Annotated in this window: 28 protein-coding genes; 16 read left to right on the forward strand and 12 right to left on the reverse strand. The window is 71.4% G+C overall.

Annotated features, from left to right (window positions below; translation table 11 throughout):
* The first annotated feature begins 2 nt into the window (after positions 1 to 2).
* Positions 3 to 2,459, forward strand: coding sequence for an ATP-dependent helicase HrpB (gene hrpB / locus BWR60_RS28845; RefSeq protein WP_088155515.1), 2,457 nt, complete (start codon positions 3 to 5; stop codon positions 2,457 to 2,459).
* Between the two features lie 5 nt (positions 2,460 to 2,464).
* Positions 2,465 to 3,106, forward strand: a complete 642-nt coding sequence (locus BWR60_RS28850; RefSeq protein WP_088155517.1) for a demethoxyubiquinone hydroxylase family protein — start codon at positions 2,465 to 2,467, stop codon at positions 3,104 to 3,106.
* Here the strand turns inward: BWR60_RS28850 and BWR60_RS28855 are convergent.
* A complete protein-coding gene (locus BWR60_RS28855) occupies positions 3,066 to 3,218 on the reverse strand; it encodes a DUF3309 family protein (protein WP_088155519.1) in 153 nt (50 codons plus the stop codon). The genes BWR60_RS28850 and BWR60_RS28855 overlap by 41 nt on opposite strands.
* A 75-nt stretch (positions 3,219 to 3,293) precedes the next feature.
* Complete coding sequence (locus BWR60_RS37315; RefSeq protein WP_179221992.1) at positions 3,294 to 3,467, reverse strand: hypothetical protein; 174 nt, start codon at positions 3,465 to 3,467, stop codon at positions 3,294 to 3,296.
* 130 nt (positions 3,468 to 3,597) lie between these two features.
* On the opposite strand from BWR60_RS37315, the gene BWR60_RS28860 reads away from it, so the two are divergent.
* Positions 3,598 to 5,445, forward strand: coding sequence for a chloride channel protein (locus BWR60_RS28860; protein ID WP_088155521.1), 1,848 nt, complete (start codon positions 3,598 to 3,600; stop codon positions 5,443 to 5,445).
* Between the two features lie 152 nt (positions 5,446 to 5,597).
* Here the strand turns inward: BWR60_RS28860 and BWR60_RS28865 are convergent, their stop codons facing one another.
* On the reverse strand, positions 5,598 to 6,245 hold the full coding sequence (locus BWR60_RS28865; RefSeq protein ID WP_218823727.1) for a glutathione S-transferase family protein: 648 nt from the start codon (positions 6,243 to 6,245) through the stop codon (positions 5,598 to 5,600).
* Between the two features lie 154 nt (positions 6,246 to 6,399).
* On the opposite strand from BWR60_RS28865, the gene alkB reads away from it, so the two are divergent.
* The 5 genes from alkB (at position 6,400) to BWR60_RS28890 (ending at position 10,653) form a co-directional block, all read left to right on the forward strand.
* Positions 6,400 to 7,053 (forward strand): DNA oxidative demethylase AlkB, encoded by a 654-nt coding sequence (gene alkB, locus BWR60_RS28870; protein WP_088155525.1) that lies wholly within the window; start codon positions 6,400 to 6,402, stop codon positions 7,051 to 7,053.
* A gap of 45 nt (positions 7,054 to 7,098) precedes the next feature.
* A complete protein-coding gene (locus BWR60_RS28875) occupies positions 7,099 to 7,872 on the forward strand; it encodes an SDR family oxidoreductase (RefSeq protein WP_088155527.1) in 774 nt (257 codons plus the stop codon).
* A gap of 13 nt (positions 7,873 to 7,885) precedes the next feature.
* Positions 7,886 to 9,073, forward strand: coding sequence for a mannonate dehydratase (gene uxuA, locus BWR60_RS28880; RefSeq protein ID WP_088155529.1), 1,188 nt, complete (start codon positions 7,886 to 7,888; stop codon positions 9,071 to 9,073).
* Positions 9,070 to 10,200 carry an NAD(P)/FAD-dependent oxidoreductase gene (locus BWR60_RS28885; RefSeq protein ID WP_088155531.1) on the forward strand — a complete coding sequence of 377 codons (1,131 nt, stop codon included), beginning with the start codon at positions 9,070 to 9,072 and terminating at the stop codon, positions 10,198 to 10,200. The genes uxuA and BWR60_RS28885 overlap by 4 nt, the downstream gene beginning before the upstream one ends.
* 66 nt (positions 10,201 to 10,266) lie before the next feature.
* Complete coding sequence (locus BWR60_RS28890) at positions 10,267 to 10,653, forward strand: hypothetical protein (RefSeq protein WP_088155533.1); 387 nt, start codon at positions 10,267 to 10,269, stop codon at positions 10,651 to 10,653.
* Here BWR60_RS28890 and BWR60_RS28895 read toward each other — a convergent pair.
* Entirely contained in the window at positions 10,650 to 11,486 is an 837-nt protein-coding gene (locus BWR60_RS28895; RefSeq protein WP_179221993.1) for an AraC family transcriptional regulator, read from the reverse strand. The two genes, BWR60_RS28890 and BWR60_RS28895, sit on opposite strands and share 4 nt — an antisense overlap.
* Positions 11,487 to 11,587: 101 nt before the next feature.
* On the opposite strand from BWR60_RS28895, the gene BWR60_RS28900 reads away from it, so the two are divergent.
* Positions 11,588 to 11,998, forward strand: a complete 411-nt coding sequence (locus BWR60_RS28900) for a DUF2000 domain-containing protein (RefSeq protein ID WP_088155537.1) — start codon at positions 11,588 to 11,590, stop codon at positions 11,996 to 11,998.
* A gap of 217 nt (positions 11,999 to 12,215) precedes the next feature.
* The gene (gene dinB, locus BWR60_RS28905) at positions 12,216 to 13,460 is read left to right on the forward strand and encodes a DNA polymerase IV (protein ID WP_088155539.1); all 1,245 of its coding nucleotides are present in this window, start codon (positions 12,216 to 12,218) and stop codon (positions 13,458 to 13,460) included.
* On the opposite strand, the gene BWR60_RS28910 is transcribed toward dinB, so the two are convergent.
* Positions 13,457 to 13,945 (reverse strand): MarR family winged helix-turn-helix transcriptional regulator, encoded by a 489-nt coding sequence (locus BWR60_RS28910; RefSeq protein ID WP_230983215.1) that lies wholly within the window; start codon positions 13,943 to 13,945, stop codon positions 13,457 to 13,459. The genes dinB and BWR60_RS28910 overlap by 4 nt on opposite strands.
* 189 nt (positions 13,946 to 14,134) lie before the next feature.
* On the opposite strand from BWR60_RS28910, the gene BWR60_RS28915 reads away from it, so the two are divergent.
* The gene (locus tag BWR60_RS28915; RefSeq protein WP_218823728.1) at positions 14,135 to 15,475 is read left to right on the forward strand and encodes an MFS transporter; all 1,341 of its coding nucleotides are present in this window, start codon (positions 14,135 to 14,137) and stop codon (positions 15,473 to 15,475) included.
* Positions 15,476 to 15,478: 3 nt separating this feature from the next.
* Here BWR60_RS28915 and BWR60_RS28920 read toward each other — a convergent pair whose 3' ends face one another.
* Positions 15,479 to 16,060, reverse strand: coding sequence for a TetR/AcrR family transcriptional regulator (locus BWR60_RS28920; RefSeq protein WP_218823729.1), 582 nt, complete (start codon positions 16,058 to 16,060; stop codon positions 15,479 to 15,481).
* 110 nt (positions 16,061 to 16,170) lie between these two features.
* Here BWR60_RS28920 and BWR60_RS28925 point away from each other — a divergent pair, with 110 nt between their 5' ends.
* Positions 16,171 to 17,115 carry an NAD-dependent epimerase/dehydratase family protein gene (locus BWR60_RS28925; protein ID WP_088155543.1) on the forward strand — a complete coding sequence of 315 codons (945 nt, stop codon included), beginning with the start codon at positions 16,171 to 16,173 and terminating at the stop codon, positions 17,113 to 17,115.
* A gap of 13 nt (positions 17,116 to 17,128) precedes the next feature.
* On the opposite strand, the gene BWR60_RS28930 is transcribed toward BWR60_RS28925, so the two are convergent.
* A complete protein-coding gene (locus tag BWR60_RS28930; RefSeq protein WP_088155545.1) occupies positions 17,129 to 17,779 on the reverse strand; it encodes a peptidylprolyl isomerase in 651 nt (216 codons plus the stop codon).
* A 79-nt stretch (positions 17,780 to 17,858) separates the two neighbouring features.
* Positions 17,859 to 19,478 (reverse strand): acyl-CoA synthetase, encoded by a 1,620-nt coding sequence (locus BWR60_RS28935; RefSeq protein ID WP_088155547.1) that lies wholly within the window; start codon positions 19,476 to 19,478, stop codon positions 17,859 to 17,861.
* Positions 19,479 to 19,645: 167 nt separating this feature from the next.
* Between BWR60_RS28935 and BWR60_RS28940 the strand changes: the two genes are divergently transcribed.
* Entirely contained in the window at positions 19,646 to 21,541 is a 1,896-nt protein-coding gene (locus tag BWR60_RS28940) for a propionyl-CoA synthetase (RefSeq protein WP_088155549.1), read from the forward strand.
* 335 nt (positions 21,542 to 21,876) lie between these two features.
* Here the strand turns inward: BWR60_RS28940 and BWR60_RS28945 are convergent, their stop codons facing one another.
* The 3 genes from BWR60_RS28945 to BWR60_RS28955 all read right to left on the reverse strand — a co-directional run bounded on the left by BWR60_RS28945 (position 21,877) and on the right by BWR60_RS28955 (position 23,536).
* Entirely contained in the window at positions 21,877 to 22,338 is a 462-nt protein-coding gene (locus BWR60_RS28945) for an Hsp20 family protein (RefSeq protein WP_088155551.1), read from the reverse strand.
* Positions 22,339 to 22,515: 177 nt separating this feature from the next.
* Positions 22,516 to 23,298, reverse strand: coding sequence for a 3-hydroxybutyrate dehydrogenase (locus tag BWR60_RS28950; RefSeq protein ID WP_088155553.1), 783 nt, complete (start codon positions 23,296 to 23,298; stop codon positions 22,516 to 22,518).
* A 55-nt stretch (positions 23,299 to 23,353) separates the two neighbouring features.
* The gene (locus BWR60_RS28955; protein WP_088155555.1) at positions 23,354 to 23,536 is read right to left on the reverse strand and encodes a DUF1192 domain-containing protein; all 183 of its coding nucleotides are present in this window, start codon (positions 23,534 to 23,536) and stop codon (positions 23,354 to 23,356) included.
* Between the two features lie 191 nt (positions 23,537 to 23,727).
* On the opposite strand from BWR60_RS28955, the gene BWR60_RS28960 reads away from it, so the two are divergent.
* Both BWR60_RS28960 and BWR60_RS28965 read left to right on the forward strand, forming a co-directional pair.
* The gene (locus tag BWR60_RS28960; protein ID WP_088155557.1) at positions 23,728 to 24,729 is read left to right on the forward strand and encodes an NAD(P)H-quinone oxidoreductase; all 1,002 of its coding nucleotides are present in this window, start codon (positions 23,728 to 23,730) and stop codon (positions 24,727 to 24,729) included.
* Positions 24,730 to 24,875: 146 nt separating this feature from the next.
* Positions 24,876 to 25,469, forward strand: coding sequence for a DUF1013 domain-containing protein (locus BWR60_RS28965; RefSeq protein WP_088155559.1), 594 nt, complete (start codon positions 24,876 to 24,878; stop codon positions 25,467 to 25,469).
* 80 nt (positions 25,470 to 25,549) lie between these two features.
* Here BWR60_RS28965 and BWR60_RS28970 read toward each other — a convergent pair whose 3' ends face one another.
* Entirely contained in the window at positions 25,550 to 25,717 is a 168-nt protein-coding gene (locus BWR60_RS28970) for a YdcH family protein (RefSeq protein ID WP_088155561.1), read from the reverse strand.
* A gap of 245 nt (positions 25,718 to 25,962) precedes the next feature.
* On the opposite strand from BWR60_RS28970, the gene BWR60_RS28975 reads away from it, so the two are divergent.
* Positions 25,963 to 26,441 (forward strand): acetoacetate decarboxylase (locus BWR60_RS28975; protein WP_179221994.1); only part of this gene is annotated, 479 nt, incomplete at its 3' end.

Genomic DNA, 26,441 nt, shown 5'->3' on the forward strand with positions numbered 1-26,441 from the left:
CAATGCCGCCGCCCTTGGCCCCTCTCCCGATCGACTCCGCAGTGCCGCCGCTGCGCGCCGCCCTGGCGGAGCGCGGGCGCGCCGTGCTGCAGGCGCCGCCCGGCGCCGGCAAGACCACGCGGGTGCCGCTGGCGCTGCTGGACGAGCCCTGGCTGAGGGGCGGCCGGATCATCATGCTGGAGCCGCGGCGGATCGCGGCCCGCGCCGCCGCCGGCCACATGGCCGCGCTGCTCGGCGAGAAGGCCGGAGACACCGTCGGCTACCGCATCCGCATGGACCGCCGGATCGGCCCGGACACCCGGATCGAGGTGGTGACCGAGGGCATCCTGACCCGGATGCTGCAGGACGACCCGGCGCTGGAGGGCGTCGGCGCCGTGATCTTCGACGAGTTCCACGAGCGCAGCCTGAACGCCGATCTGGGCCTGGCCCTGGCGCTGGAGACCGCGGCGCTGCGCGACGATTTGCGCCTGCTGGTGATGTCGGCGACGCTGGACGGCGGGCCTGTGGCGCGCTTGCTGGGCGACGCGCCGGTCGTCACCTCGGAGGGCCGGGCCTGGCCGGTCGAGACCCGCCATCTGCCGCCGCGGCCCGGCGAGCCGATCGAGGACGCCGTCGCCCGGGCGGTGCGCGACGCGCTGGCGGGGGAGACGGGCAGCCTGCTGGTGTTCCTGCCCGGCGCGCGCGAGATCCGACGGGTGCAGGCGAAGCTGGCCGGGCTGGGCGACGGCGTGGCGGTGGCGCCGCTCTATGGCGACCTGCCGGCGGCGGCGCAGGACCAGGCGATCCGCCCGGCGCCGGCCGGCACGCGCAAGGTGGTGCTGGCCACCAACATCGCCGAGACCAGCCTGACCATCGAGGGCGTGCGGGTGGTGATCGACAGCGGCCTGGCCCGGGCGCCGCGCTTCGACCCGCGCACGGGCATGAGCCGGCTGGAGACGGTGACCATCGCCCGCGCCGCCGCCGACCAGCGCCGCGGCCGCGCCGGCCGCACCGAGCCGGGCGTGTGCTGGCGGCTGTGGGCGAAGGCCGGCGAAGGCGCCATGGCGCCCTTCGACCCGCCCGAGATCCTGGTCGCCGACCTGGCGCCGCTGGCGCTGGAGCTGGCGCTCTGGGGCGTGGACGGGGCCGACCTGGCCTGGCTGGACCCGCCGCCAGCCGCCGCGCTGGGGCAGGCCCGCGCGCTGCTGGCCGATCTCGGCGCCATCGGTCCCGACGGACGGCCCACGGCGCATGGCAAGGCGATGGCCCGGCTGCCGCTGCATCCGCGCCTGGCCCATATGGTGCTGCGCGCCAGGGTCGAGGGCGTCGGCGGCACGGCGGCGGAGCTGGCGGCGATCCTGGAGGGCCGGCGGCCCTCGCCGGAGACCGACCTGCGCAGCTCGATCGAGCTCCTGCATCGCGACCGGGGCGACCCCGGCGTGGCCCGGCTGCGCGAGGCCGCGCGCGACATCGCCCGGCGCTTCGACCTGAAGGGCGGCGGCCGGGCGGAAGACGCCGGTGCCCTGCTGGCCCTGGCCTATCCCGACCGCGTCGCCAGGCGCCGGCCCGGCAGCCGCGGCAGCTTCCTGCTGGCCAATGGCCGGGGCGCCGCGCTGCGGGACAGTGATCCGCTGGCCGGCGCGGACACCCTCGCCGTCGCCGAGACCGACGATGCCGGGCGCGAGGCGCGCATCCTCGCCGCCGCGCCGCTGGACGAGGCGACGCTGGAGGCGGTGCTGGGCGACCGCATCGCCTGGGTCGAGACGGTCGCCTGGGACCCGGCCGAGCAGGCCGTCGCCGCCCGCCGCCAGCGCCGGCTGGGCGCGCTGGTGCTGGCCGATGCGGCGCTGCCGACCCCGGACCCGGCCGCCGTCGCGGCGGCGCTGCTGGAGGGGGTGCGGCGGCTGGGCCTCGACGCCCTGCCCTGGCGCGACGGCGCGGTGGCGCTGCGCCGGCGGACCGGCTTCGCCCGGGCGGTGGAGGGCGAGGCCTGGCCCGACTGGTCGGATGCGGCGCTGACGGAGACGCTGGCGGAGTGGCTGGGGCCGCATCTCGGCGGCATGCGCCGGCGGACCGATCTCGATCGGCTGGACCTGGCGCAGATCCTGTCGACGGCTCTGGGCTGGGAGCGCCAGCGCGCGCTGGACGCGCTGGCGCCTGCCACGATCCCGATCCCCAGCGGCCGCCGCGCGGCGCTGGACTATGCCGACCCGGCCCAGCCGGTGCTGGCGGTCAAGCTGCAGGAGATGTTCGGCCAGGCCGAGACGCCGCGCGTCGGAGGTGGCCGGGTGCCGGTGGCGATCCACCTGCTGTCCCCCGCCGGCCGGCCGCTGCAGGTGACCCGCGACCTCGCCGGCTTCTGGGCCGGCAGCTATGCCGAGGTGCGAAAGGACATGCGCGGCCGCTACCCGCGCCACCCCTGGCCCGACGACCCGCTGGCCGCTCCGGCCACGGCCCGGGCCAAGCCGCGGGGGACCTGAGCGCCATGGCCGTCGACGACGCGTCGCTCGATGCCGCCCTCGCCGCCAGCCCGACAGCCGGCGTCTCGCGCCGCGACCGGCTGACCATCGCCCGGATCCTGCGCGTCAACCATGCTGGCGAGTCCGGCGCCATCCGCATCTACGGCGCCCAGATCGCCGTCGCCCGCCGGCTGTGGCCGGACCTGGTGCCACGCCTGGAGGCGATGCGGGCCGACGAGATCCGGCATTGCCGCCTGTTCCGCAGCGCCATGCCGACCCGCAACTCGCGCCCCTGCCGGGTGATGCGGCTGTGGAGCCTGGGCGGCTTCGTGCTGGGCTTCGCCACCGCCCTGGCCGGACGGCGCATGGTCTGGATCTGCACCGCCGCGGTCGAGGCCGCGGTGCATCGCCATCTGGGCGACCAGCTGCATTTCCTCGCCGGCAAGGACGACGGCGTCGGCGCCATCATCCGCGACATCAATGTCGAGGAGATCGACCATCTCCGCATGGCCGAGGCCCAGCTGGGGCCCGGCCATGCGCAGGGCCGGCTCTACGCGGCGATCGCCGCGATCACCGATCTCCTGATCTGGCTGTCGACCTGGGGCGACTCTGCCCGCATGGCCAGGGCTATATCCGTCCCATCAGCACCAGGATCAGCAGGACGATGACGATCACGCCCAAGAGGCCGCTCGGCCCGTAGCCCCAGCCGCTGCTGTAGGGCCAGGACGGGAAGGCGCCAACCAGCAGGACGATCAGGATGATCAGCAGAATGGTGCCCATCGCGGCACCTCACCGTTGTTCACGCTGATTCTCTCAATAGCGGCCGGGAAATTTCAGTTCCGGCGGCAGGCCCGGTCAGTCGCGCTTGGACTGCAGCGCCAGGGCGCCGATCACCGCGGCCAGGGCGAGGCCGGCGGCGAAGCCGATGCCCATGCCCCACAGCCCGACGCTGCCGCTGCCGAGCAGGTGGCCGGCCACGGCGCCGACCAGCGCCAGGATGAAGGGCAGGAAGCAACCGATCAGAACCATCGTGTCATCCCCATGGCATCGCCCCCTGCGTTCCTTAGAACCCAGTTGCGACCATTCGTCGAGCCCGCATCCCTTGCGCCGCCGCCCGGGCTCGGCCACAAGGACAGGATCTCCCGACACGGCGGCGACCATGGCCACGCCCCAGGCCGAAAACGACGCGATCACCTCTTCCGCCCGGCGCGGCCCGCTGGTGCGCCGGCAGCTGCAGCGCCTGCATCTGTGGACCCGGCTGCGCAGCGCCGTGCGCGCCAACGAGGTCGCCCTGCCGCTGCTGGCAGTGGCGATCGGGGTGATCGTCGGCCTCGGCGTCGTCGCCCTGCGCTGGGGCCTGCAGCTGATGCATGAGCTGCTGTTCGACCTGCCCGGCGGCCAGCGCCTCAGCGCCAGCATCGACACCAGCCCGCTGCTGACCGTGCTGGTGCCGGTGCTGGGCGGCCTGGGATTCGGCGGCGTGATGTGGGCGATCAGCCGCTGGCGCCCCCGCCCGCCGGTCGACCCGATCGAGGCCAACGCCCTCTATGGCGGCCGGATGTCGCTGCGCGACGGCTTCGTCGTCGCCGGCGCCACGCTGATGTCCAGCGGCGTCGGCGCCTCGGTCGGCATGGAGGCCGGCTACACCCAGATCGGCGGCGGCTTCGCCTCGCGCATCGGCCAGATCTTCCGCCTGCGCCGGGCCGATCTGCGCACCATGGTCGGCTGCGGCGCCGCGGCCGCGATCGCCGCCGCCTTCGACGCGCCGCTGGCCGGCACCTTCTATGCCTTCGAGCTGATCATGGGCGCCTACACCGCGGCGACGCTTGCGCCGGTGGTGGCGGCGGCGCTGGCGGCCACGGCGGTCGAGCGGGTGCTGCTGGACGAAGGCCCGTTCCTGACCGTGACCTGGACCACCGGCCTGCACGCCGCCGACTACGCGATCTTCGTGGTGATCGGCCTGGCCTGCGCCGGCCTGGGCATCCTGATGATGCAGGGCGTCACCTGGACCGAGCGGGCGATGCGCAAGCTGGCCCTGCCGCAGCTGCTGCGCCCCGCCGTCGGCGGGCTGATCGTCGGGCTGATGGCGCTGCGCTTCCCGGAGGTGCTGAGCTCCGGCCATGGCGCGCTCTATGCCGACCTGACCCTGGCGCCGCCGCTGACCGCTCTGGTGCTGCTGCTGATCGCCAAGACGGCGGCGGCAGCGATCTCGCTCGGCGCCGGCTTCCGCGGCGGCCTGTTCTTCACCTCGCTGCTGACCGGCGCGCTGTTCGGCGGCATCCTGGCCCAGCTGACCGCCTTCGCCCTGCCCGGCCATCCGGTCGAGCACCTGGCCTATTCCCTGGTCGGCATGGCGTCGATGGCGGCCGCGGTGATCGGCGGGCCGCTGACCATGACCTTCCTGGCGCTGGAGCTGAGCGGCGACTTCTCCGTCACCATCGGCGTGATGGTCGGGGTGGTGGTCGCGGCGGCAGTGGTGCGGCACCTGTTCGGCTACTCCTTCGCCACCTGGCGCTTCCACCTGCGCGGCGAGGCGATCCGCGGCGCCCAGGATGTCGGCTGGATCCGCGACCTGACCGTCGCCCGGCTGATGCGCCGCGACGCCCGCAGCGTGCCGGAGACGACCACGGTGGCCGATTTCCGCAAGCAGTTCCCGGTGGGGTCGACCCAGCGCGTCTTCGTCACCGACGCCAACGGCCGCGCCGCCGGGGTGGTGCAGGTGTCGGACGCGCACAATTCCGACCACGATGCCGAGGCGGAGACCGCCGAGATCGGCGCACTGCGCCACGCCGCCGCCTACATCCTGCTGCCGGGCCAGACCGTCCGCACGGCGCTTGAGCTGTTCCAGGCGGCGGAGACCGAGACCCTGCCGGTGGTCAGCGACGCGCAGGAGCGGCGGATCATCGGCTATGTCAGCGAGGCCTACGCCCTGCGCCGCTACAATGAGGAGCTGGAGCGCCGCCGGGCCGAGGACACCGGCGAGCGCTGGTTCCGCTCGACCGAATAAGGGCTCAGTCTGAGCCCGTCCGAGACTGCGCTGGCGTGAGTCGAATGGCGGTGATTTTGAGAACCGGAGCGCAGCGGACGTTTGAGTCCGTGAGCACCGGAAGCGGAAAAATCGCCGTCAGGCGGCCACGCCAGTAGCAGTATCGGATGGGCTCAGGGCAGCTCGTTCGCCGAGTGCGGATCAATCGAGTACGGGAAGGTCTCGGCCAGGAAGCGCGGCTGCGACCGCACCCGGTCGATCCAGGCCGTCACGTTCGGGAAGTCCGCCAGCGGCAGCCCCGCCTCCTCCGCCCGGTGGACATAGGCGAAGACGGCGATGTCGGCGATGCCGTAGGCCGGCCCGGCGAGCCAGGCGCGGCCGGACAGTTCGCGGTCCAGGATCGCCAGGGTCTTCAGCGAGCCTTCGCGCTTGGCCTCAACCAGCGCGGCGGGGCGGCGGGCCGCCTTGCCGGTCATGACCCAGTGCCGCAGCGTGGCGACGGTGGCCTGCACATAGTCGCCCTCGAAGGACAGCCATTGCAGTACCTTGGCCCGGGCGAAGCGGTCCTCCGGCAGATAGGGCGTGCCCTCGGCCAGGAACCACAGGATGGCGTTGGACTCGGCGATCACCCTTCCGTCGTCCAGCCGGATCGCCGGCACCGCGCCGGTCGGATTGATCGCCAGATACTCCGGCCGCTGGCCTTCGCCCTCGAAGATGCTGATGATCTCGGTGCGGTAGGGCCGCTGCAGCTGGGCCAGCAGCAGCCGGACCTTGTAGGCGTTCTGCGACGGCGGGTAGTCGTAGAGGGTGATCATGGGCATCCTCGGGCCTCAGCGATGATGGTCCAGTGTCTCGCCGCCCGGCCGTGCCGCCACTCCGCTTCTTGCGTCCAATTTGACCGCAAGGGATGGAATGCACCGGGCGAAACGGTCCTGTAGATCCGTGCAGACCTGATGGTGTTGAAGGAGCCGGAGCATGACGGCCGATCTGTTCGACAGCCTGCCCGGACCGGGTCCTGACGAGGAACCGCTCGCCGAAGGCGCCGTGCTGCTGCGCGGCTTCGCCCGCGAACGGGCGGACGCGCTGGTCGCGGCTGTGCGGGCGGTCGAGGCCGCCGCGCCGTTCCGCCACCTGGTCACGCCCGGCGGCTACCGCATGTCGGTGGCGATGACCAATTGCGGCACGGTCGGCTGGGTCAGCGACCGCAGCGGCTATCGCTACGACCCCGACGACCCGATCGCCGGCCGCCCGTGGCCGACGATGCCGCCGGTCTTCGCCGCGCTGGCCGACGCCGCCTCGGTCAAGGCCGGCTTCGGCCCCTTCGCGCCCGATGCCTGCCTGATCAACCGCTACGAGCCCGGCTCGCGGCTGTCGCTGCACCAGGACCGGGACGAGCGCGACACCGGCGCGCCGATCGTCTCGGTCTCGCTGGGCCTGCCGGCGACCTTCCTGTTCGGCGGGCTGCAGCGCAGCGACCCGACCCGCCGGGTTCGGGTGGAGCATGGCGACGTCGCGGTCTGGGGCGGCCCGGCGCGGCTGGCCTTCCACGGCATCGCCCCGCTGCCGGACGGCAGCCATGCGATTCTGGGCCGGCAGCGGATCAACCTGACCTTTCGGAAGGCCCTGTGATGCCGCTATGAAGGTCGGGTCGGTTGGTTGGAGGCAGGCGGCGCGATGCTTCAGGGCAAGGTCATTCTGGTCACCGGATCATCCTCCGGCATCGGCCTGGCGATCGCCCGGGCGGCGCAGGCCGAGGGCGCCACCGTGGTGCTGCACGGCATCGAGGCGGAGGCGCTGGCCCAGGCTGCCGTCGATCTCGGCGGCGTCGCCTCGGTGCTGGCCGATCTGACTGCGCCCGATGCTGCGGCATCCATCATCGACACCGTGCTGCGCACCCATGGTCGGATCGACGGGCTGGTGAACAATGCCGCGTCCCTGGCCCGCACCACGCTGGAGCAGGCCGACGAGGCTGCCTTCGACGCCATCTTCGCCGTCAACGCCCGCGCGCCGCTGCTGCTGTGCCGCGAGGCGGTGCGGGCCTTCCGCGCCGCAGGCAACGGTGGCGCCATCGTCAATATCGGCTCGGTCAACGCCCTGTGCGGCCAGGACAACCTGCTGGTCTATTCCATGTCCAAGGCAGCGCTGATGACGATGACGCGCAACCTGGGCGACGCGCTGTCGGCCGAGCGCATCCGGGTCAACCAGCTCAATGTCGGCTGGACCCTGACCGAGACCGAGCGTGCCATCCAGCGCCGCGAGGGCCAGTCCGAGGATTGGGCCGAGCACATCCCGCCGGCCTTCGCCCCCACCGGCCGCATCCTTCGGCCGGAGGAGGTGGCGCAGCACGCGGTGTTCTGGCTGTCCGACCGGTCGGCGCCGGTCACCGGCCAAGTGTACGAGGTCGAACAGTATCCGCTGGTCGGCCGCAACAAGATCAACACGCGATGAGGGGCGGGAGACGATGAAGGAGACCTGGCGCTGGTTCGGGCCGAACGACCCGGTGACGCTGGACCATGTCAAGCAGGCGGGGGCCAGCGGCATCGTCACCGCCCTGCATCACCGCCAGGACGGCAGCGTCTGGCCGGCGGCGGAGATCGCCGAGCGCCGCGCGGTAATCGAGGGCGCGGGCCTGGCCTGGTCGGTGGTCGAAAGCATCCCCCTGCCGGACGTCATCAAGATCGGCGGCGCCGGCGCGGCCGAGGCGACCGCGATCTTCGCCCAGTCGCTGCGCAACGTCGCCGCGGCCGGGGTGACGACCATCTGTTACAACTTCATGCCGGTGGTCGACTGGACCCGCACCAACCTGCTGTGGCGGCTGCCCACCACCGGCTATGCGCTGCGTTTCGACGCGGTCGACATGGCCGCCTATGACGCCTTCATCCTGAAGCGCAAGGGCGCCGAGGGCGACCACCGGCCCGAGGTGCTGGCCCGCGCCCGCGACCGTGCCGCGGCGATGAGCGAGAGCGAGCAGGCCGAGCTGGAGAAGACCATCATCGCCGGCCTGCCGGGCGTGGCCGGCGCGGTCAACGACCGGGCCGGGTTCGAGCGCCGCCTGGCCGCCTATGCCGGCATCACCGCCGACGATTTCCGCGCCAGCTACAAGGCCTTCCTGAGCGCGGTCGTGCCGGTGGCGGAGGCGGCCGGCGCCCGCCTGGCCGTCCATCCGGACGACCCGCCCTTCCCGCTGTTCGGCCTGCCGCGCATCGTCTCCACCCCCGCCGACGCCCGCGCGGTGCTGGCCATGGTCGACCGCCCGGCCAACGGGCTGACGCTGTGCGTCGGCTCCTACGGCTCGCGCGCCGACAACGACCTGGCGGCGATGGCACGCGAATTCGCGCCCCGCATCCACTTCGCCCATCTGCGCAACGTGACGGTGGAGGCCGACGGGTCGTTCTTCGAGGACGAGCATCTCGAGGGCGGTGCCGACATGGTGGCGGTGATCGACGCGCTGATGGCGGAGGAGCGGGCGCGCCGGGCGGCCGGCCGGGCGGATTGGGAGATCCCGATGCGGCCCGACCACGGCCACCTGCTGGCCGACGACGTCAACAAGAAGACCAATCCCGGCTATTCGCTGATCGGCCGGCTGAAGGGGCTGGCCGAGCTGCGCGGCGTCGCCCGCGCGATCGGCCAGCTGCGCGGCGCAGCATGACCGACACGGTCGATGCCGTCGTCATCGGCGCCGGGGTGGTCGGCCTGGCCGTCGCCCGGGCGCTGGCCCTGGCCGGGCAGGAGGTGATCATCCTGGAGGCGGCGGATGCCTTCGGCACCGAGACCTCGGCCCGCAACAGCGAGGTGATCCATGCCGGCATCTACTACCCGCAGGGCAGCCTGAAGGCCCGGCACTGCGTCGCCGGGCGGCGGGCTCTCTATCGGTTCTGCGATGAGCATGGCGTCACCGCGAAACGCTGCGGCAAGCTGATCGTCGCCACCGACGAGCAGGAGGCGGCGACGCTGGCGCGGATCGAGGCCGGCGCCCGCGCCAACGGCCTGACCGGGGAGGACGACGCGCTGCGGCCGCTGACCGCGGACGAGGCGCATGCGCTGGAGCCGGAGATCGCCTGCACCGCGGCGCTGCTGTCGCCCTCGACCGGCATCGTCGACAGCCACGGCTTCATGCTGGCGCTGCTGGGCGATGCCGAGGCCGGCGGCGCGATGATCGCGTATCACAGCCGGCTGGACTCCGCGGCGGTGACGCCGGACGGGCTGCACCTGCAGGTCGCCACGGAGGATGGCGGCATGGAGCTGCTGGCCCGCCGGGTGGTGAACTCGGCCGGCCTGTCGGCGCCGGCGGTGGCCCGCCGCATCGCCGGGGTGCCGGAGGCGTCGGTGCCGCAGCCCTTCCTGGCCAAGGGCAACTATTTCGGCCTGTCCGGCCGGCCGCCCTTCCGCCACCTGATCTATCCGGTGCCGGTGCCCGGCGGCCTGGGCACCCATGCCACCATCGATCTCGGCGGCCGGGTGCGCTTCGGCCCCGATGTCGAATGGGTCGAGGATCTCGACTACCGCGTCGACCCGGCACGGGCGGACAGCTTCTACGCCGCCATCCGCCGCTACTGGCCGGCGCTGCCGGACGGGGCCCTGCAGCCGGACTATTCCGGCATCCGCCCGAAGATCACCCCGCCCGGCGCCGCCGCCGCGGATTTCGTGATCCAGGGGCCGGAGGGGCATGGCGTGCCCGGCCTGGTCAACCTGTTCGGCATCGAGAGCCCGGGCCTGACCTCAAGCCTGTCGATCGCCGACGAGGTGGTGCAGCGGCTGGGGCTGGCGGGCGCGTAGCCGGCGCAATCTCGCCGCATTCCTCGGGCCCTATCGAGCCTGACCGTGTCTGCGAGGGGATGCTCGATGAGACCTGCCGCCGTCCTGCTCGCCGCTGGCGTCGCCCTTCTCGCTCCGGCGGTCGCCTGGGCCGCACCTCCGGTCGAGACGCCGGCCGCACCCCTGTCCTGCGGCGGGTCCGAGCCGTTCTGGAGCCTGACGCTCGACGCCGGCGGGAACGCCCGCTTCTCGGATGGCGACGGCCGGGAAATCACCTCCCGCTACACGCTGCAGCCGAGCCGGAACACGACGCTGATGGCGGGGACGACCTTCGGGCCGGCAGGCTCCCTCCGTGCCGTCATCATCAACAATGCCTGCGTCGAGGACATGTCGGACGGCGAGGGCGGCTTCGTCTACGAGATCGCGCTCTTCGATGGCGACAAACTGCTGTCCGGCTGCTGCAAGCCGGGCTAGAGACCGGGGTTCGCCCCTCGCGCCGCGCGCTGGAACGCGCCGGGGGTGACACCGTAGGCGCCCTTGAAGCGACGGGTCAGATGCGCCTGGTCGGTGAAGCCGGTCTCGGCGGCCACCTGGGCCGGGGCCTCGCCCGCCGCCAGCAGGCGCTTCGCCCGCTCCAGCCGGATCCAGCGCAGATAGGTCGCCGGCGCCGCGCCGTAGCGGCGGGTGAAGGCGCGGGACATATGGAAGCGGCTCAAGCCCGCCACGGCGGCGAGGTCGTCGGCGGTGACGTCGTCGCCGAGATGGGCGTGCAGATGGTCGCGCACCCGCGCCAGCGCCGCATCGGCGGGGCGGGACAGGCCGGGCGCCGACGCCCCGGCCCGGCGGTGCGCCAAACCCACCACCATCGCCGCCAGCGCCTCCGACCGCGCCAGCGTCGCCCCGGGCTCGGCGAAGGCATCGACCGTGCGGGCGATCAGTGCCGCGAGGACCGAATCCTCGGACAGGATGTCGGGAAAGGCCAGCGCCCAGGGCGGGCGCATGCCGGCATCGTCCAGCACGGCCGCCACCGTCTCCGGCGCGACATAGAGCATCCGGTACAGGAAGCCCTCGGCGCCGGTGGCGTGGCCGTCATGGATCTCGGCCGGGTTGAAGGTGATGACCGATCCCGGCCGGGTGCGGTGGGTGCCGCCGCGGCAATGGAAGCTCTGCGACCCCTGTTCGGTCAGGCCGATGGCATAGGTCTCGTGCGCGTGCCGCTCGTAGCAATGGGCGGTGAAATGGGCGCGGAACCGCTCGACGCCGAAGCGCCGGTCCAGCCCGACCGTGACCCATTCACCGCTGTCCATGGCCGGCATTTTAGGCCGCGCCAGGCGCCGCCGCCACAGCACGATCGTACAAGCCGGCCCGCCGGCCCCGCCCCTACTGTCCTCGCGTCACAGGAGGATGCATGCGATTCGACACCAAGATCGCCGTCGCGTTGCGCGACGACCTGCCGGTCTGGCAGAAGCTGAACGTCGCCGCCTTCACCGTCAGCGGCCTGGCCGGCACGAAGCCGGAGCTGGTCGGCGCGCCCTATGAGGACGGGTCGGGCAACCTGTACCTGCCGATGTTCCGCCAGCCGGTGTTGGTCTTCGCCGGCCCGGCCGAGGCGCTGAAGGCGGCGCATGCAAGGGCGCTGGCCCGCAATCTGCGCATCGCGATCTATACCGCCGAGCTGTTCGCCACCGGCTACGACGAGGCCAACCGCGCCGCGGTCAAGGCCGTGCCCGGCGACGCGCTGGACCTGGTCGGCTTCGCCCTGCACGAGGACCGCAAGGATGTCGACCGCGTGCTGAAGGGCTTGTCGCTGCATCCGTAGGAACGAGGAAAATCGGACGAAGGCCAGCCTCCAATTGTCATCCTCGGGCTTGACCCGAGGATCCAGGGGCTTTCAAGAGCGGTTCTCGGTGGCCCCTGGATTGCCGGGTCAAGCCCGGCAATGACAGAAAGGGAAAATAGCTCCGTCAGCTTGATCATTCGCCAATTTTGTTCTATATTTGTTCCCGCTCAGAACAACGCGGCGGACCGCCGGCGCGATGGACGCGACCATCCTCCATGCCGACCTGGACGCCTTCTACGCGTCGGTCGAGCAGCTGCTGGACCCGGCGCTGCGCGGCAAGCCGATCGCGGTCGGCGGCGGGGTGGTGCTGGCCGCCTCCTACGAGGCCAAGGCCTATGGCGTGCGCGGCGGCATGCCGGGCCGCCGGGCGCGGGAGCTGTGCCCGGGGCTGATCTTCGTCGGCGGCCATTTCAAGGAGTACCAGCGGCTGGGCGACGCCGCGATCGGGGTGCTGGGCGACTTCACGCCCCTGGTCGAGCGGATCTCGATCGACGAGGCCTTCGCCGACGTCGCCGGCTGCACCCATCTGTTCGGCCCGCCGGCCGAGATCGCCGCCGCCATCCGCCGCCGGGTGCGGGCGGAGTTGGGCCTGCCGATCTCGATCGGCGTCGCCCGCACCAAGCACCTGGCCAAGATCGCCTCGCAGGTGGCCAAGCCGGACGGGCTGGTCGCCGTCGACCCGGCGGCCGAGCTGGCGTTCCTGCACGACCTGCCGGTGGAGCTGATGTGGGGCGTCGGTCCGGTCAGCAAGGCACGGCTGGCCGACAGCGGCATCCACACCATCGGCCAGCTGGCGGCGATGCCGGGCCGGTCGCTGGAACGCCTGCTGGGCCATGCGGCGGGGGAGAAGCTGGCGGCGCTGGCCTGGAACCGCGACCCGCGCGAGGTGCGCACCCATCGCCGGGCGCAATCGGCCGGCGCCCAGTCGGCGCTGGGCCGCAAGCCGGCCGAGGAGCGGGTGTTCGTGCCGACGCTGCGGCACCTGGCCGACCGGGTGGCCACCCGGCTGCGCGCCAAGTCCCGCCCCGGCCGCACCGTGACGGTGCGCGTCCGCTTCGCCGACCTGCGCGCCGTCACCCGGTCGGTGACGCTCGATGCCCCGGTCTCCGCCACCACGATCCTGGCCGAGATCGCGGAGGAGCTGGTGCGCGCGGTGCTGGCGGACCATCCGCGGGAACGCTTCATCTCGCTGCTGGCCATTTCAGTTTCGCATCTCGAGCACGAGCCGGCGATGCAGCTGGACCTGCCGCTGGGGCTGGCCGACGAGCGGCGGCGGCCGGGCAGCCGCAAGGGCAATGCGCGCTGGCTGGCCGACCGGGCGGTCGACCGCATCCGCGAGCGTTTCGGCTGGGATGCGGTCGGCTACGGCTCGGTCGCGCTCGGCGGCGCCCGCTCCGTCCCCGACGCCTTCCGCGAGCTGGCGGAAAAGGATCTCAGTTAGTCCTCCCCGGCCGCATCCGCCGGCGTGCCGAGGCTGGAGACCCGCGAATCGAGCTTGCGCAGCAGGCGGCGCAGCACCTCGCGCTCGCCGGGCTCGAAGGCGGCCATCAGCTCGGCCTCGATCTCCTGCGCCAGCGGCACGATCGAATCATAGACCCGGCGGCCGGCGGCGGTGAAGTCGAGCTGGATCAGCCGCTGGTCGGCCGGATGGGTGCCGCGGCTGAGATGGCCGGCGGCGATCAGCCGGCTGACGGCGCGGCTGACCTTGGCCTTGTCCATCGCCGTGCGCTCGCAGATCTGGTTCGAGGACAGGGGCGCGTAGCGGCCCACCATCGCCATCACCCGCCATTCCGGGATGCTGAGGCCGAAGGCATCGGCATAGCGCCGGGCGAAGGTGCGGCTGACCCGGTTGCTGACCACCGACAGCTCGTAGGGCAGGAACGCTTCGAGATCGAACTGCGCCATCCGCACCGCCTGGTCCCGCATCGCCGGCCTCCCCGCCCGCTTGACATTCGTTTCATATGAAACGAGATTGATTTTGCCTTCAAGACAATCCGGCCGCCACGCCACGGGCGCGGCCGGCGGAATGTCCGACCATACGCAAGGGCGCGGCGGCGGCAAGCCCGGCGCACGGCAGGGGTGGACTGCCGGAACCAAAGGATGAGGGGAGGATCCATGGCCCAGACGACCTCGATCGCGGAGCGCGTGCGCCTGCTGTTCGCCAGTGCGGTCGGCACCATCATCGAGTGGTACGACTTCTTCATCTTCGCCTTCTGCGCCGTGCTGGTGTTCGACAAGGCCTTCTTCCCGGGCGAGGACCGGCTGGCGGGAACCATGGCGGTGCTGGGCACCTTCGCCATCGGCTTCCTGGCCCGGCCGCTGGGCGGCATCCTGTTCGGCGCGCTGGGCGACCGCATCGGCCGCAAGAACGCGCTGGTGGTCAGCCTGCTGATGATGGGCGCCGCCACCTTCGCCATGGGCCTCTTGCCGACCTATGCCACCGCCGGGGTGCTGGCGCCGATCCTGCTGGTCACCCTGCGCGTGCTGCAGGGCATCGCCGTGGGCGGCGAGGCCACCGGCGCGCTGCTGATCGTCGCCGAATCGATGCCCGGCAGGCGGCGCGGCTTCTGGACCAGCTTCCCGATGATCGGCGGCCCGGCCGCCAATGTCCTGGCCGCCGCCACCATCGGCGCCCTGACCGCGCATTACGGCGAGGCCGGCTTCGCCGAATGGGCCTGGCGCCTGCCCTTCCTGTTCTCGATCGTGCTGGTACTGCTGGGCCTGTGGGTGCGGCGGCGGATCGAGGAATCGCCGGTCTTCGCCGAGCTGGCCGCGAAGCGCCGCGCGGTGCCGGCGGCGCCGCTGGCCGAGGCGGTGCGCAGCCATTGGCGGCCGATGGGCCAGGTGTTCCTGGTGAAGGCGGCGGAGAACACGCTGTTCTACCTGTTCACCACCTTCTTCCTGGTGCTGGTGGTGCAGTTCCTGAACCTCGCCCGCGGCGTCGGGTCGGACGCGCTGTTCTGGGGCTCGATCCTGGAGGTCGCGGTGATCATGGCGGCGGCCTGGGTCTCCGACGTGATCGGCCGGCGGCCGGTGATGCTGCTGGGCCTGGTCGCCGGCATCGGCGCCGCCGCCTGGCTGTTCACGCTGCCGCAGGGGACGGTGCCGGAGACGGTACTGCGGGTGACGCTGCTGACCCTGACCTGCCACGGCATCATCGTCGGCAGCATGTCGGCCTGGTTCACCGAGCTGTTCCCGACCCGGGTGCGCTACACCGCCATGTCGGTCAGCTACCAGGTCGCCTCGGTGGTCGGCGGGTCGGTGGCGCCGCTGATCGGCACGGCGCTGCTGGGCTGGACCGGCACGCCACAATCCGTGGCCATCTACGCCGCGCTGATGGCGGTGCCGGGCATCCTGTGCGTGCTGCTGTCGCGCGAGACCCGCGGCGCCGACCTGGCGGCGGTGGAGGCGGAGACCGCGCCGACGCCGTCCGCCCTGGCGGAGCGGCCGCGCTAGCCTCTAAGTGGCGCCCTCACGCTCCAGCGCCGCCTCGACCAGATCGTCGGCCGGGGTGCGCAGGAAGCGGTCGCAGGTCAGCTTCAGGCTGACGATGCCGTGCAGCGTCGCCAGCAGCACCTCGGCCCGCCGGTCCGGCCCCGCCGCGCCGAGATCGGCGAAGGCCTGGACCAGCGCCAGGAAGGCGCGCGTGCCGGGGCCGTCCGGGTCGTCGATCGGCCGGTCCCGGTACAGCGGGTCCAGCAGCTTCGGATCCTCCATCAGGATCAGCCGGTACAGCTCGCGCTGCTCGAGCCCGAAGCCGACGAAGGCCCGGGCCAGCGCCGCCAGCCGGGCGCGCGGATCGGCGATGGCAGCCGCCGGCTCCAGCGCCGTCCACAGCGCCCGGTAGCCTTCCAGGCACAGCTCGCGCGCGATCGCGTCGCGGCCGGCGAAATGCAGGTAGATCGTGCCCGGCGCGTATTCCACCGCGGCCGCCAGCTTGCGCATGGTCAGCCCCTCGAATCCCTCGCGCAGCGCGATCTCGCGCGCCGCGTCCAGGATGCGCCCGCGCAGCGCCGCCTTGTCGCGCGCCCGTCGTTCCATCGTGCCCATGCCGGATGCTGGCCGATTGACCCCGCCGCCGTCAATGCGTATATGAACATCGTTCAGTGAACATTGTTCATTCACAGATCGACGTTCATGGGGCTGCGTGGATGAGTGGGATCGCGTTGTTCGGCGCCGCCGGCGCCATCGGCCGCAGCATCGCCGCGGCGCTGCGGGCGGAAGGCCGGCCGTATCGCGTGGTCGGCCGGTCGCGCCCGGCGCTGGAGCGGGAGTTCGGCGCCGACCCGCTGGCCGAGATCGCGACCTGGGATCCGGACGATCCGGCCTCGGTCCGCGCCGCTGCCCGCGGCATGGGCACGATCGTGCATCTGGTCGGCGTGCCCTATCACCAGTTCCGGCTGCATCCGGTGGTGATGCGCCAGGTGCTGGACAGCGCCGTGGCCGAAGGCGTGGCCCGGCTGCTGCTGGTCGGCACGGTCTATCCCTATGGCCGCCCGCGCGCCCGGCCGGTGCGTGAGGACCATCCGCGCGAGCCGCACACCTTCAAGGGCCAGATGCGCAAGGCGCAGGAGGATCTGGTGCTGGAGGCGGACGCCGCCGGCCGGATCCGCGGCGCGGTGCTGCGCCTGCCGGATTTCTACGGCCCGGGGGTGGAGCGCAGCCTGCTGCACGACCTGTTCCTGGCCGCGGCGACGGGCCGGCGGGCGAGGATGGTCGGCCCGATCGACCGGCCGCATGAATTCGCCTTCGTCCCCGATATCGGCCCGGTGGTCACGGCCCTGGCGGCGCGGGAGGAGGCGTGGGGCCGGGTCTGGCACCTGGCCGGCCCCGGCACCATCACCCAGCGCGAGGCGGCGGCCCTGGCCTTCGCCACGGCCCGGCGCACGCCGAGGCTGATGGTCGCCGGCAAGACCATGCTGCGCCTGGCCGGGCTGTTCGACCCGCTGATGCGCGAGCTGGTCGAGATGCACTACCTGCAGACCGACCCGGTGATCATGGACGACAGCGCCCTGCAGGCCCTGATCGGCCCGATCCGCAAGACGCCCTATGCCGAGGGCATCCGCCGCTGCGTCGAGGCCGCGGCGACCGCCTGACCGGAGGCGCCCGTCAGGGCAACCGGCGGGCCTTCAGGATCGGGATCGGCGAGGCCAGGCGGTCATCCGCCTCGGCCCTGGCGAAGATCTTCCGCACCACATCCATGCCGTCGACCACCTGGCCGAAGGCGGCGAAGCCCTGGCCGTCGGGGTTGCGGCGGCCGCCGAAATCCAGCTCCGGCTGGTCGCCGATGCAGATGAAGAAGGCGTTGCTGGCCGTGCCGGGCGCCAGCCGCGCCATCGACAGCGTGCCGTCCCTGTGCCGCAGCCCGGTGACGCTGGTCGGCTCATGTGCGATCGGCGGCACCGGCGGCGGCGCGTCGTCATTGCCGTCGGGCGCGCGCCAGCCGAACTGGATCACCTCGATCTTGGCGGGCACGGTGTCGGGCTGGTTCGCCATCGAGACGATGCGATAGACGGACTGGTTGTCGAGCAACCCCCTGTCGACATAGGCCAGGAAATCGGCGGCGGAGAGCGGGGCGCGGTCGGGATAGACCTCGACCGTGAAATCCCCGAGCGCGGTCGAGACCACGACCCGCGGAGCCGCCGGGGTCGCGGCCCATCCCGGCGCCGGCGCCAGCGGCAGCGCCGCGAGCCCGGCCAGGACCGTGCGCCGGGCCGGCCCGGCGGCGGAGCCCTCCGGCCGATCGTTCGAACGGGTCATATCCTCCCCCTGCGGCAGACATGATGATCACCGCAGTTGGATGGAGCGGCAGCCCGCGGTCAAGCCCCGCCCGAGCGGCCTACAGCGCCCGTGCCCGGTCGCGCAGCACGAATTTCTGGATCTTGCCGGTCGAGGTCTTGGGCAGGTCGCCGAACACCACCGTCTTCGGGCATTTGAAATGCGCCAGGTGCCGGCGGCTGAAGGCGATGATCTCCTCCGCCGTCGCCTCGGCGCCCGGCCGCAGGGTGACAAAGGCACAGGGGGTCTCGCCCCATTTGTCGTCCGGCCGCGCCACCACCGCTGCCTCCAGCACCGCCGGGTGGCGGTACAGCACGCCCTCGACCTCGATGGTCGAGATGTTCTCGCCGCCGGAGATGATGATGTCCTTCGACCGGTCCTTCAGCTCGATATAGCCGTCCGGGTGCATGACGCCGAGGTCGCCGGTGTGAAACCAGCCGCCGGCGAAAGCCTTCTGCGTGGCCGAGGGGTTCTTCAGATACCCCTTCATGGTGATGTTGCCGCGCATGAACACCTCGCCCAGCGTCTCGCCATCGGCGGGCACCGGGGCCAGGGTCTCGGGGTCGGCCACCATCAGCCCTTCCTGCACCACATAGGGCAGGCCCTGGCGCGACTTCAGCCGCGCCTGCTCCCCGGCCGGCAGCGCGTCCCATTCCGGCTTCCAGTCGCAGACCACGGCGGGGCCGTAGACCTCGGTCAGGCCGTAGACATGGGTAACCTCGATGCCGAGCCGGGCCATGCCCTCCAGCACCGCGGCGGGCGGGGGCGAGGCCGCGGTCATCATCTGCACCGCCTGCGGGAAGTCGCGCCGCTCCCCGGCCGGGGCGTTCAGCAGCATGCTCATGACGATCGGCGCGCCGCAGAGATGGGTGACGCCGTGGTCGGCGATGGCGGCGTAGATGTCGCGCGCGGCGACCCGGCGCAGGCAGACATGGGTGCCGGCCATCGCCGTGACCGTCCAGGGGAAGCACCAGCCGTTGCAGTGAAACATCGGCAGGGTCCAGAGATAGACCGGATGGTGCGGCATCCCCCAGGTCACGACATTGCCGAGCGCGTTGAGATAGGCGCCGCGGTGATGGGTGACCACGCCCTTCGGGTCGCCGGTGGTGCCGGAGGTGTAGCCGAGCGCGATCGCGTCCCATTCGTCGCCGGGCATCACGCCGGCCCAGGCCGGGTCGCCCTCGGCCAGGAGATCCTCATAGGTCAGGCCGCCGACCGGGTCGCCCGCCACGGCCGGGTCGACGATGTCGACCACCGGCGGCGGACTGTCGAGCTGCGCCAGTGCCGTCCGCACCACCGGGCCGTATTCACGGTCGGCCAGCAGGATCCGGGTCCCGGAATGGTGCAGCTGGAAGGCGATGGCCGCGGCGTCCAACCGGGTGTTGAGGGCGCACAGCACCGCGCCGGCCATCGGCACGCCATAGGTCGCCTCGAACGCCTCCGGGATGTTCGGCGCCATCACCGCCACCGTGTCGTTCTTGCCGATGCCGCGGCCGGCAAGGGCCGAGGCCAGGCGGCGACACCGCTCCGCCGTCTCGCGCCAGTTCCGCTTCACCTCGCCATAGACCACGGCCGTCCGGTCGGGATGGGCCAGGGCCGTCCGGCCGAGGAAGGAGACCGGCGTCAACGGCACGTGATTGGCCGGGTTGCGGTCGAGATCGGTGTCGTAAGCGTGCGGCATCGGCGGGCCCCCTGGTGCGGAGACATTCTGGCATCGCCGAGCGTCCAGCGGAACGGCGGGATCGGGCTCCGCCCACCGCGGCCGGCGGTGGCCGGAACGCGACACCCGCAGCCCCTCGCCCTGTCGACTTGACGGCGTTACGCTCGCAACAAACAGGGGAGGACGCCATGGGTGCCTATGCCGAGGCCTATCGCCGCGCGCTCGACGATCCCGAGGGGTTCTGGGGCGAGGCCGCCGCCGCGATCGACTGGGACCGGCGGTGGGACCGGGTGCTGGACGACGGCAACGCGCCCCTCTACCGCTGGTTCACCGGCGGACGGCTGAACACCTGCCACAACGCGCTGGACCGCCACGTCGCCGCCGGCGATGGCGACCGCATTGCCCTGATCTACGACAGCCCGGTCACCGGCGCGGTGCGGCGCTTCACCTATGCCGAGTTGACCGGCCGCGTCGCCCGCTTCGCCGGCGCGATGCGGGCCTTGGGCGTCGGCCCCGGCGACCGCGTGGTGGTCTACATGCCGATGGTGCCCGAGGCGGTCATCGCCATGCTGGCCTGCGCCCGGCTGGGCGCCGTGCATTCGGTGGTGTTCGGCGGCTTCGCCGCGCCCGAACTGGCATCGCGGATCGACGACTGCACGCCGAAGCTGGTCGTCACCGCCTCCTGCGGCATCGAGGCCAGCCGGGTCATCCCCTACAAGCCGCTGCTCGACGCCGCCCTCGGCCTGGCCAAGCACACCGTGCCGGCAACGGTGGTGCTGCAGCGGCCGCAATGCGAGGCGGCGATGACTTCCGGCCGCGACCATGACTGGGCGGCGCTGGAGGCGGCTGCCAAGCCCGCCGCCTGCGTGCCGGTGGCGGCGACCGACCCGCTCTACATCCTCTACACCTCCGGCACCACCGGGCAGCCCAAGGGCATCGTCCGCGACAATGGCGGCCATGCCGTGGCCCTGGCCTGGACCATGGGCGCGGTCTACGGCGTGAAGGCCGGCGAGGTGTACTGGGCGGCCTCCGACATCGGCTGGGCCGTCGGCCACTCCTACATCGTCTACGCGCCGCTGCTGGCCGGCTGCACCACAGTGCTGTACGAGGGCAAGCCGGTCGGCACGCCCGATGCCGGCGCCTTCTGGCGGGTGATCGCCGACCATGACGTCAGCGTGCTGTTCACCGCCCCCACCGCCTTCCGCGCGATCAAGCGCGAGGACCCGCAGGGGCGGCTGCTGGCCAAGTATGACCTGTCCCGGTTCCGGGCCCTGTTCCTGGCCGGGGAGCGCTGCGATCCGGACACGCTGGCCTGGGCCCAGCGGCTGCTGGGCGTGCCGGTGGTCGACCATTGGTGGCAGACCGAGACCGGCTGGCCGATCTGCGCCGACCCGCTGGGGCTGGAGCCGATGCCGGTGAAGCCGGGATCGCCGACCCGGCCGATGCCGGGCTGGGACGTGCGCGTGCTGGGGCCGGACGGGCAGGACCTGGCCGCCGGCGAGATCGGCGACCTGGTCTGCCGCCTGCCGATGCCGCCCGGCGCGGCCCCCACCCTGTGGCAGGCCGAAGCGCGGTTCCGCAGCGCCTATCTGACGGCCCATCCGGGATTCTACACCACCGGCGACGCCGGCTATATCGACGAGGACGGCTATGTCTTCGTGATGAGCCGGACCGACGACGTCATCAACGTCGCCGGCCACCGGCTGTCGACCGGGCAGATCGAGGAGGTTCTGGCCGGCCACCCGGATGTGGCGGAATGCGCCGTGATCGGCGCGGCGGATGCACTGAAGGGCCAGGTGCCGCTGGGCTTCCTGGTGCTGAAGGCGGGGGTGGCGCGGCCGCACGAGACCATCCTGGCCGAGGCGGTGCAGCGGGTCCGCGACGGCATCGGCCCGGTCGCCGCTTTCAAGACGGCGATGATCGTCGACCGCCTGCCGAAGACCCGTTCGGGCAAGATCCTGCGCGGGACGATGGCCCGAATCGCCGATTCGCTTCCCTTCGCGGTGCCGGCGACGATCGACGACCCGGCGATCCTCGATGAAATCCGCGTGACGCTTCGGCGAACGGGGTATGGAAGCGGGTAACGTTCCCGCTTTCATCCGATCTAAAGCCCGGACGGCAACCCCCCATAAATATTACATTTTTAAGATCATTTAGCACTCTTGCTGTTCCGGGGGTGCTCACCGGAACCGGCCGAACAACTGAAAACCCTTCAAAACAAAGGGTTTTTCTGACCCAAACGAGTGCTTGACGTCGCGGCAAAATGGCTCTTATCGTCGCGCAATGCTCGAGTTGAGCAGGCGAGGCTTCAAAAAACGAGGGCCGCAGAAAGCGGCCCTCTTTTTTGTCTCTCCACTCCGGAGACGGGGCGCTGCCGCGGCGGCGGCGCCCCCATCCGAAGCCATCAGGCCGAGAGCGATCAGGCGGCGATCTGCTTCGGCGCCTCGCCCTGGCCGACGGCGATCTTCACCGTGCGGGGCTTCTGCGCCTCCGGCACCTCGCGGACCAGCTCGATGTTGAGCAGGCCGTTCACGAGGGTCGCGCCGCTGACCTTGATGTAGTCGGCGAGCTGGAAGCGCCGCTCGAAGGCCCGGCCGGCAATGCCGCGATGCAGGAAGACCCGGCTCTTCTCCTCCTCGTCGGGGGTCGCCTTGGCCCGGACGGTCAGGGTGTTCTCGGAGGTCACGACCTCGAGGTCGTCCTCGCCGAAGCCCGCCACCGCCATGGTGATGCGGTAGGAATCCTCGCCGGTTTTCTCGATGTTGTAGGGCGGATAGGCCGGCGCCGCGGTGTCGAACTGCAGCGCGGAATCGAGAAGCCGCGACATGCGGTCGATGCCGATAGTCGAGCGGAACAGCGGGGACAGGTCAAGGGTACGCATGGATATCCTCCTTTGAGCGATACCTGGGCGACGCACCGTCATGGTCGCGCCGCGGTTTGCGATCGTGGCGACCCCGGCTGGGCGCCGCCACGAAACTGTATCTGGGGAGGATGAAACCCGGTTCAAGGGGCGCCGCGCGGCGCCCCCGCCGGCCGGAACTGCCGGCTGAACCTCCGGTTACTGGGCGGTCCAGCCGCCGTCGACCGACACGCTGGTGCCGGTGATCTGCTCGGCCGCGTCCGAGCACAGGAAGGCCACCGTGCCGCCCAGCTGCTCCGGCGTCACGAAGGTCATCGACGGCTGCTTCTCGCCCAGCAGCTGCCGCGACGCCTCCTCCTGGCTGATCCCCTTCTCGGCCGCGATCGCGCTGATCTGCTTCTCCACCAGCGGCGTCCGCACCCAGCCCGGGCAGACGGCGTTGCAGGTGATGCCGTTGCCGGCGTTCTCCAGCCCCACCACCTTGGTCAGCCCGATCAGCCCGTGCTTGGCCGCGACATAGGCCGCCTTGTGCGTCGACGCCACCAGGCCGTGGGCCGAGGCGATGTTGATGATCCGGCCCCAGCCTTGGCTCTTCATCACCGGGATCGCCGCGGCGATGCCGTGGAACGCCGCCGACAGGTTGATCGCCAGGATCGCGTCCCACTTCTCGGCCGGGAACTCCTCCACCGGCGCGGTGAACTGGATGCCGGCATTGTTCACCAGGATGTCGACCCGGCCGAGCTGCTCGACCGTGGCGGCGACCAGCCCGCGCACCGCGTCGCCCTTCGACATGTCGGCGCCGTTGTACACCGCGCGCACGCCATGCTCGCGCCCGATGCCGCTGCGGATCGCCTCGATCTCGCCGGCGTCGCCGAAGCCGTTCAGCACGATGTCCGCGCCCTGGCCGGCCAGCACCTTGGCAATGCCAAGCCCGATGCCGCTGGTCGATCCGGTGACGATCGCGACCTTGCCCTTCAACATGGGTCCGTTCCTTAACGATGACGGGAGGGTGGAGTCTTCGTGGGCGCTCACTGTCTCAGCGCTTGAACAGCGCATCCGCGGCCGATTTGTGGCTCTGCTTGCCGGCGATCACGCCGCGGGCGCGGGTGATCTCCGCCTCCAGCTCGGCGACATACTCCTCCAGCTCGGCGACCGACAAGCCGTCCAGCGGCTTCGGCGGCGCCTTGCGGTGGCGCGGTTCGAGATCTTCCGGATCCATCGGCCATCTCCTTCGGCAGCGGATGGACAATCCTCGCGGGCGGCGCGAGGATCGGCAAGCCCGGAGCGTCGAGCACCGGAGCGCCTTCACTGTCGACGGGCGACCTTAGGCCGCTCCATCCGACGCCCGGATGACGGCTGCATGACATTTCGGCCATCATCCGGCCCCTCCCGTAGACAGCGTGAGAGCCGATGACCAGCGTGCTTCCCGAGACCATGACCGCGATCGTGATCGAGGCCCCCGGCGGGCCCGAGGTGCTGAAGCCGGCGACATTGCCCGTGCCGGCTCCCGGGGCCGGGGAGATCCTGGTCAAGGTCGAGGCCGCCGGGGTGAACCGGCCCGACGTGCTGCAGCGCCGGGGGATGTACAACCCGCCGCCGGGCGCCAGCCCGCTGCCGGGGCTGGAGGTCGCCGGCACCGTCGCCGCCCTCGGCCCCGATGTCTCGGGCTGGAGCGTCGGCGATCCGGTCTGCGCCCTGGTCGCCGGCGGCGGCTATGCCGAGTTCTGCGTCGCCCCGGCGCCGCAATGCCTGCCGGTGCCGAAGGGCCTGTCCGCGGCCGAGGCGGCGGGGCTGCCGGAAACCTTCTTCACCGTCTGGACCAATGTGGTCGACCGCGGCCGGCTGCAGGCGGGCGAGCGCTTCCTGGTACATGGCGGGTCGAGCGGCATCGGCACCACCGCGATCCAGCTGGCCAAGGCGCGCGGCGCCACCGTCTTCGCCACCGCCGGCAGCGCCGAGAAATGCCAGGCCTGCCTCGACCTCGGCGCCGATGTCGCGATCGACTACCGCGAGCAGGACTTCCTGGCCGTGGTCAAGGAGAAGACCGGCGGCCGCGGCGTCGACCTGATCCTCGACATGGTCGGCGGCGACTATGTGGCCCGCAACATCGACGCGCTGGCGGTGGACGGGCGGCAGGTCAGCATCGCCTTCCTCAAGGGCTCGAAGGTCGAGATCGACCTGCAGAAGGTGATGGCCAAGCGGCTGACCCTGACCGGGTCGACGCTGCGGCCGCGCAGCGTGGCCGAGAAGGGTGCCATCGCCACGGCGCTGAAGGCCGAGGCCTGGCCGCTGATCGAGGCCGGGCGGATCCGGCCGGTGATCCACGCCACCTTCCCGCTGGCCCGCGCATCGGAGGCCCATGCGCTGATGGAATCGAGCGCGCATGTCGGCAAGATCGTACTCCTCGCTTGACTTGCGGGCGCGACATCCCTAGGTCCAGCAGCTTAGGGCGGCGCCGCGCCGACCCCGCTCCCCTCCCTTAAGCGCGAGTGCGAGAGGACAGGCCGGCCCCAAGGCCGGTCGCGGCGGGATCGCTTTGCGCAGAGGAGATCGAGAGGATGAACAAGCAACCGCTGATGCCGAAGGCGACCGCCGTCTGGCTCGTCGAGAACACATCGCTGAGCTTCGACCAGATTTCCGCCTTCTGCGGGCTGCATGAGCTGGAGATCCGGGCGATCGCCGATGGCGAGGTCGCGATCGGCATGGTCGGGCTGGACCCGATCGTCAACGGCCAGTTGACCCAGGCCGAGATCGACCGGTGCCAGGCCGACCCGAGCGCCCGCCTGCGCATGGCGGTGTCGGACATGCCGCAGCCGGTCGCCCGCTCCAAGGGCCCGCGCTACACGCCGGTGACCAAGCGCGGCGACAAGCCGGACGCCATCGCCTATCTGCTGAAGGAGCATCCGGAGCTGTCGGATGCCCAGATCTGCAAGCTGATCGGCACCACCAAGCCGACCATCCAGGCGATCCGCGACAAAAGCCATTGGAATTCGCCGAACCTGAAGCCGCGCAGCCCGGTGATGCTGGGTCTTTGCTCCTACATGGAGCTGGATGCGGCCCTGACCAAGGCCCGCGCCAACCTGCCGCCGGGCGCGATCCCGACCCCGACCGTCAGCTTCGACGAGGACGTCGAGGAGACCCAGGAGGACTGAGCGCGACTCGGGGTCTGAAACGACAAGGGCGGCGCCCCCCGGCACCGCCCTTTTGGATTCGGAGATCCATGATCTCTCCGTCAGGCGTGATCCAATCGCGCCATCTCATCCTTCAGTCTCAGCTTTTCCTTTTTCAACCGGACGATCTCGATCTCGTCGGGTAGCGGGCGGTGGACTGCCTCTTCCAATGTGCGATCCAGGGCGGCGTGCTTGGTCCGAAGCGCTTCAATACGCTCTGCGACGGCCATCTCTCGCTCCTCTGTTAAAAGCTGGACAGTGGTTCAGCCCCTCCTTTTCACACATGTTACGCCCCGATGGCGGTTGCAAGTCAACGAGGCTTCTATTCCTGATACCTGGGCGAGACATTCGGTCGCCGGTCTTGGGCATACCGTTTCCCGCGACATGAAATTTCCTTAACGGCGCGGTTTCCGACTCCTCTTGCCGCTCCGCTCGGCTAGTCTTGTGCACTGCACAATAGCGAGGACGCAGTGCGATGGATGCCGAGACCGTGCGGAAGACCGCCTTCGCCATGCCGCTGACCAGCCCGGCCTTCCCGCCGGGGCCGTACCGCTTCGTCAACCGCGAGTACTTCATCATCCGCTACCGCACCGACCCCGAGGCGCTGCGCCGGGTGGTGCCGGAGCCGCTGGAGATCGCCGAGCCGGTGGTGAATTACGAGTTCATCCGGATGCCGGATTCGACCGGCTTCGGCGACTATACCGAGAGCGGCCAGGTGATCCCGGTGCGCTGGCAGGGGCAGTTGGGCGGCTACACCCACCAGATGTTCCTGAACGACCACCCGCCGATCGCGGGCGGGCGCGAGCTGTGGGGCTTCCCGAAGAAGCTGGCCCAGCCGACCCTGGCGGTGGAGACCGACACGCTGGTCGGCACGCTGAACTACGGCTCGATCCGCATCGCCACCGGCACCATGGGCTACAAGCACCGCACCCTGGACCCGGCGGCGGAGGCGAA

This window comes from Inquilinus limosus, from assembly GCF_002195995.1.
In the GTDB taxonomy this organism is placed as follows: Bacteria; Pseudomonadota; Alphaproteobacteria; order DSM-16000; family Inquilinaceae; genus Inquilinus; species Inquilinus limosus_C.

Excerpts from the sequence above, each read along its gene's own strand:
- hrpB (WP_088155515.1), top strand. The coding sequence starts at position 3 with ATGCCGCCGCCCTTGGCCCCTCTCCCGATCGACTCCGCAGTGCCGCCG.
- BWR60_RS28850 (WP_088155517.1), top strand. The coding sequence starts at position 2,465 with ATGGCCGTCGACGACGCGTCGCTCGATGCCGCCCTCGCCGCCAGCCCG.
- BWR60_RS28855 (WP_088155519.1), bottom strand. The coding sequence starts at position 3,218 with ATGGGCACCATTCTGCTGATCATCCTGATCGTCCTGCTGGTTGGCGCC.
- BWR60_RS37315 (WP_179221992.1), bottom strand. The coding sequence starts at position 3,467 with ATGGTTCTGATCGGTTGCTTCCTGCCCTTCATCCTGGCGCTGGTCGGC.
- BWR60_RS28860 (WP_088155521.1), top strand. The coding sequence starts at position 3,598 with ATGGCCACGCCCCAGGCCGAAAACGACGCGATCACCTCTTCCGCCCGG.
- BWR60_RS28865 (WP_218823727.1), bottom strand. The coding sequence starts at position 6,245 with ATGCCCATGATCACCCTCTACGACTACCCGCCGTCGCAGAACGCCTAC.
- alkB (WP_088155525.1), top strand. The coding sequence starts at position 6,400 with ATGACGGCCGATCTGTTCGACAGCCTGCCCGGACCGGGTCCTGACGAG.
- BWR60_RS28875 (WP_088155527.1), top strand. The coding sequence starts at position 7,099 with ATGCTTCAGGGCAAGGTCATTCTGGTCACCGGATCATCCTCCGGCATC.
- uxuA (WP_088155529.1), top strand. The coding sequence starts at position 7,886 with ATGAAGGAGACCTGGCGCTGGTTCGGGCCGAACGACCCGGTGACGCTG.
- BWR60_RS28885 (WP_088155531.1), top strand. The coding sequence starts at position 9,070 with ATGACCGACACGGTCGATGCCGTCGTCATCGGCGCCGGGGTGGTCGGC.
- BWR60_RS28890 (WP_088155533.1), top strand. The coding sequence starts at position 10,267 with ATGAGACCTGCCGCCGTCCTGCTCGCCGCTGGCGTCGCCCTTCTCGCT.
- BWR60_RS28895 (WP_179221993.1), bottom strand. The coding sequence starts at position 11,486 with ATGGACAGCGGTGAATGGGTCACGGTCGGGCTGGACCGGCGCTTCGGC.
- BWR60_RS28900 (WP_088155537.1), top strand. The coding sequence starts at position 11,588 with ATGCGATTCGACACCAAGATCGCCGTCGCGTTGCGCGACGACCTGCCG.
- dinB (WP_088155539.1), top strand. The coding sequence starts at position 12,216 with ATGGACGCGACCATCCTCCATGCCGACCTGGACGCCTTCTACGCGTCG.
- BWR60_RS28910 (WP_230983215.1), bottom strand. The coding sequence starts at position 13,945 with ATGCGGGACCAGGCGGTGCGGATGGCGCAGTTCGATCTCGAAGCGTTC.
- BWR60_RS28915 (WP_218823728.1), top strand. The coding sequence starts at position 14,135 with ATGGCCCAGACGACCTCGATCGCGGAGCGCGTGCGCCTGCTGTTCGCC.
- BWR60_RS28920 (WP_218823729.1), bottom strand. The coding sequence starts at position 16,060 with ATGGAACGACGGGCGCGCGACAAGGCGGCGCTGCGCGGGCGCATCCTG.
- BWR60_RS28925 (WP_088155543.1), top strand. The coding sequence starts at position 16,171 with ATGAGTGGGATCGCGTTGTTCGGCGCCGCCGGCGCCATCGGCCGCAGC.
- BWR60_RS28930 (WP_088155545.1), bottom strand. The coding sequence starts at position 17,779 with ATGACCCGTTCGAACGATCGGCCGGAGGGCTCCGCCGCCGGGCCGGCC.
- BWR60_RS28935 (WP_088155547.1), bottom strand. The coding sequence starts at position 19,478 with ATGCCGCACGCTTACGACACCGATCTCGACCGCAACCCGGCCAATCAC.
- BWR60_RS28940 (WP_088155549.1), top strand. The coding sequence starts at position 19,646 with ATGGGTGCCTATGCCGAGGCCTATCGCCGCGCGCTCGACGATCCCGAG.
- BWR60_RS28945 (WP_088155551.1), bottom strand. The coding sequence starts at position 22,338 with ATGCGTACCCTTGACCTGTCCCCGCTGTTCCGCTCGACTATCGGCATC.
- BWR60_RS28950 (WP_088155553.1), bottom strand. The coding sequence starts at position 23,298 with ATGTTGAAGGGCAAGGTCGCGATCGTCACCGGATCGACCAGCGGCATC.
- BWR60_RS28955 (WP_088155555.1), bottom strand. The coding sequence starts at position 23,536 with ATGGATCCGGAAGATCTCGAACCGCGCCACCGCAAGGCGCCGCCGAAG.
- BWR60_RS28960 (WP_088155557.1), top strand. The coding sequence starts at position 23,728 with ATGACCAGCGTGCTTCCCGAGACCATGACCGCGATCGTGATCGAGGCC.
- BWR60_RS28965 (WP_088155559.1), top strand. The coding sequence starts at position 24,876 with ATGAACAAGCAACCGCTGATGCCGAAGGCGACCGCCGTCTGGCTCGTC.
- BWR60_RS28970 (WP_088155561.1), bottom strand. The coding sequence starts at position 25,717 with ATGGCCGTCGCAGAGCGTATTGAAGCGCTTCGGACCAAGCACGCCGCC.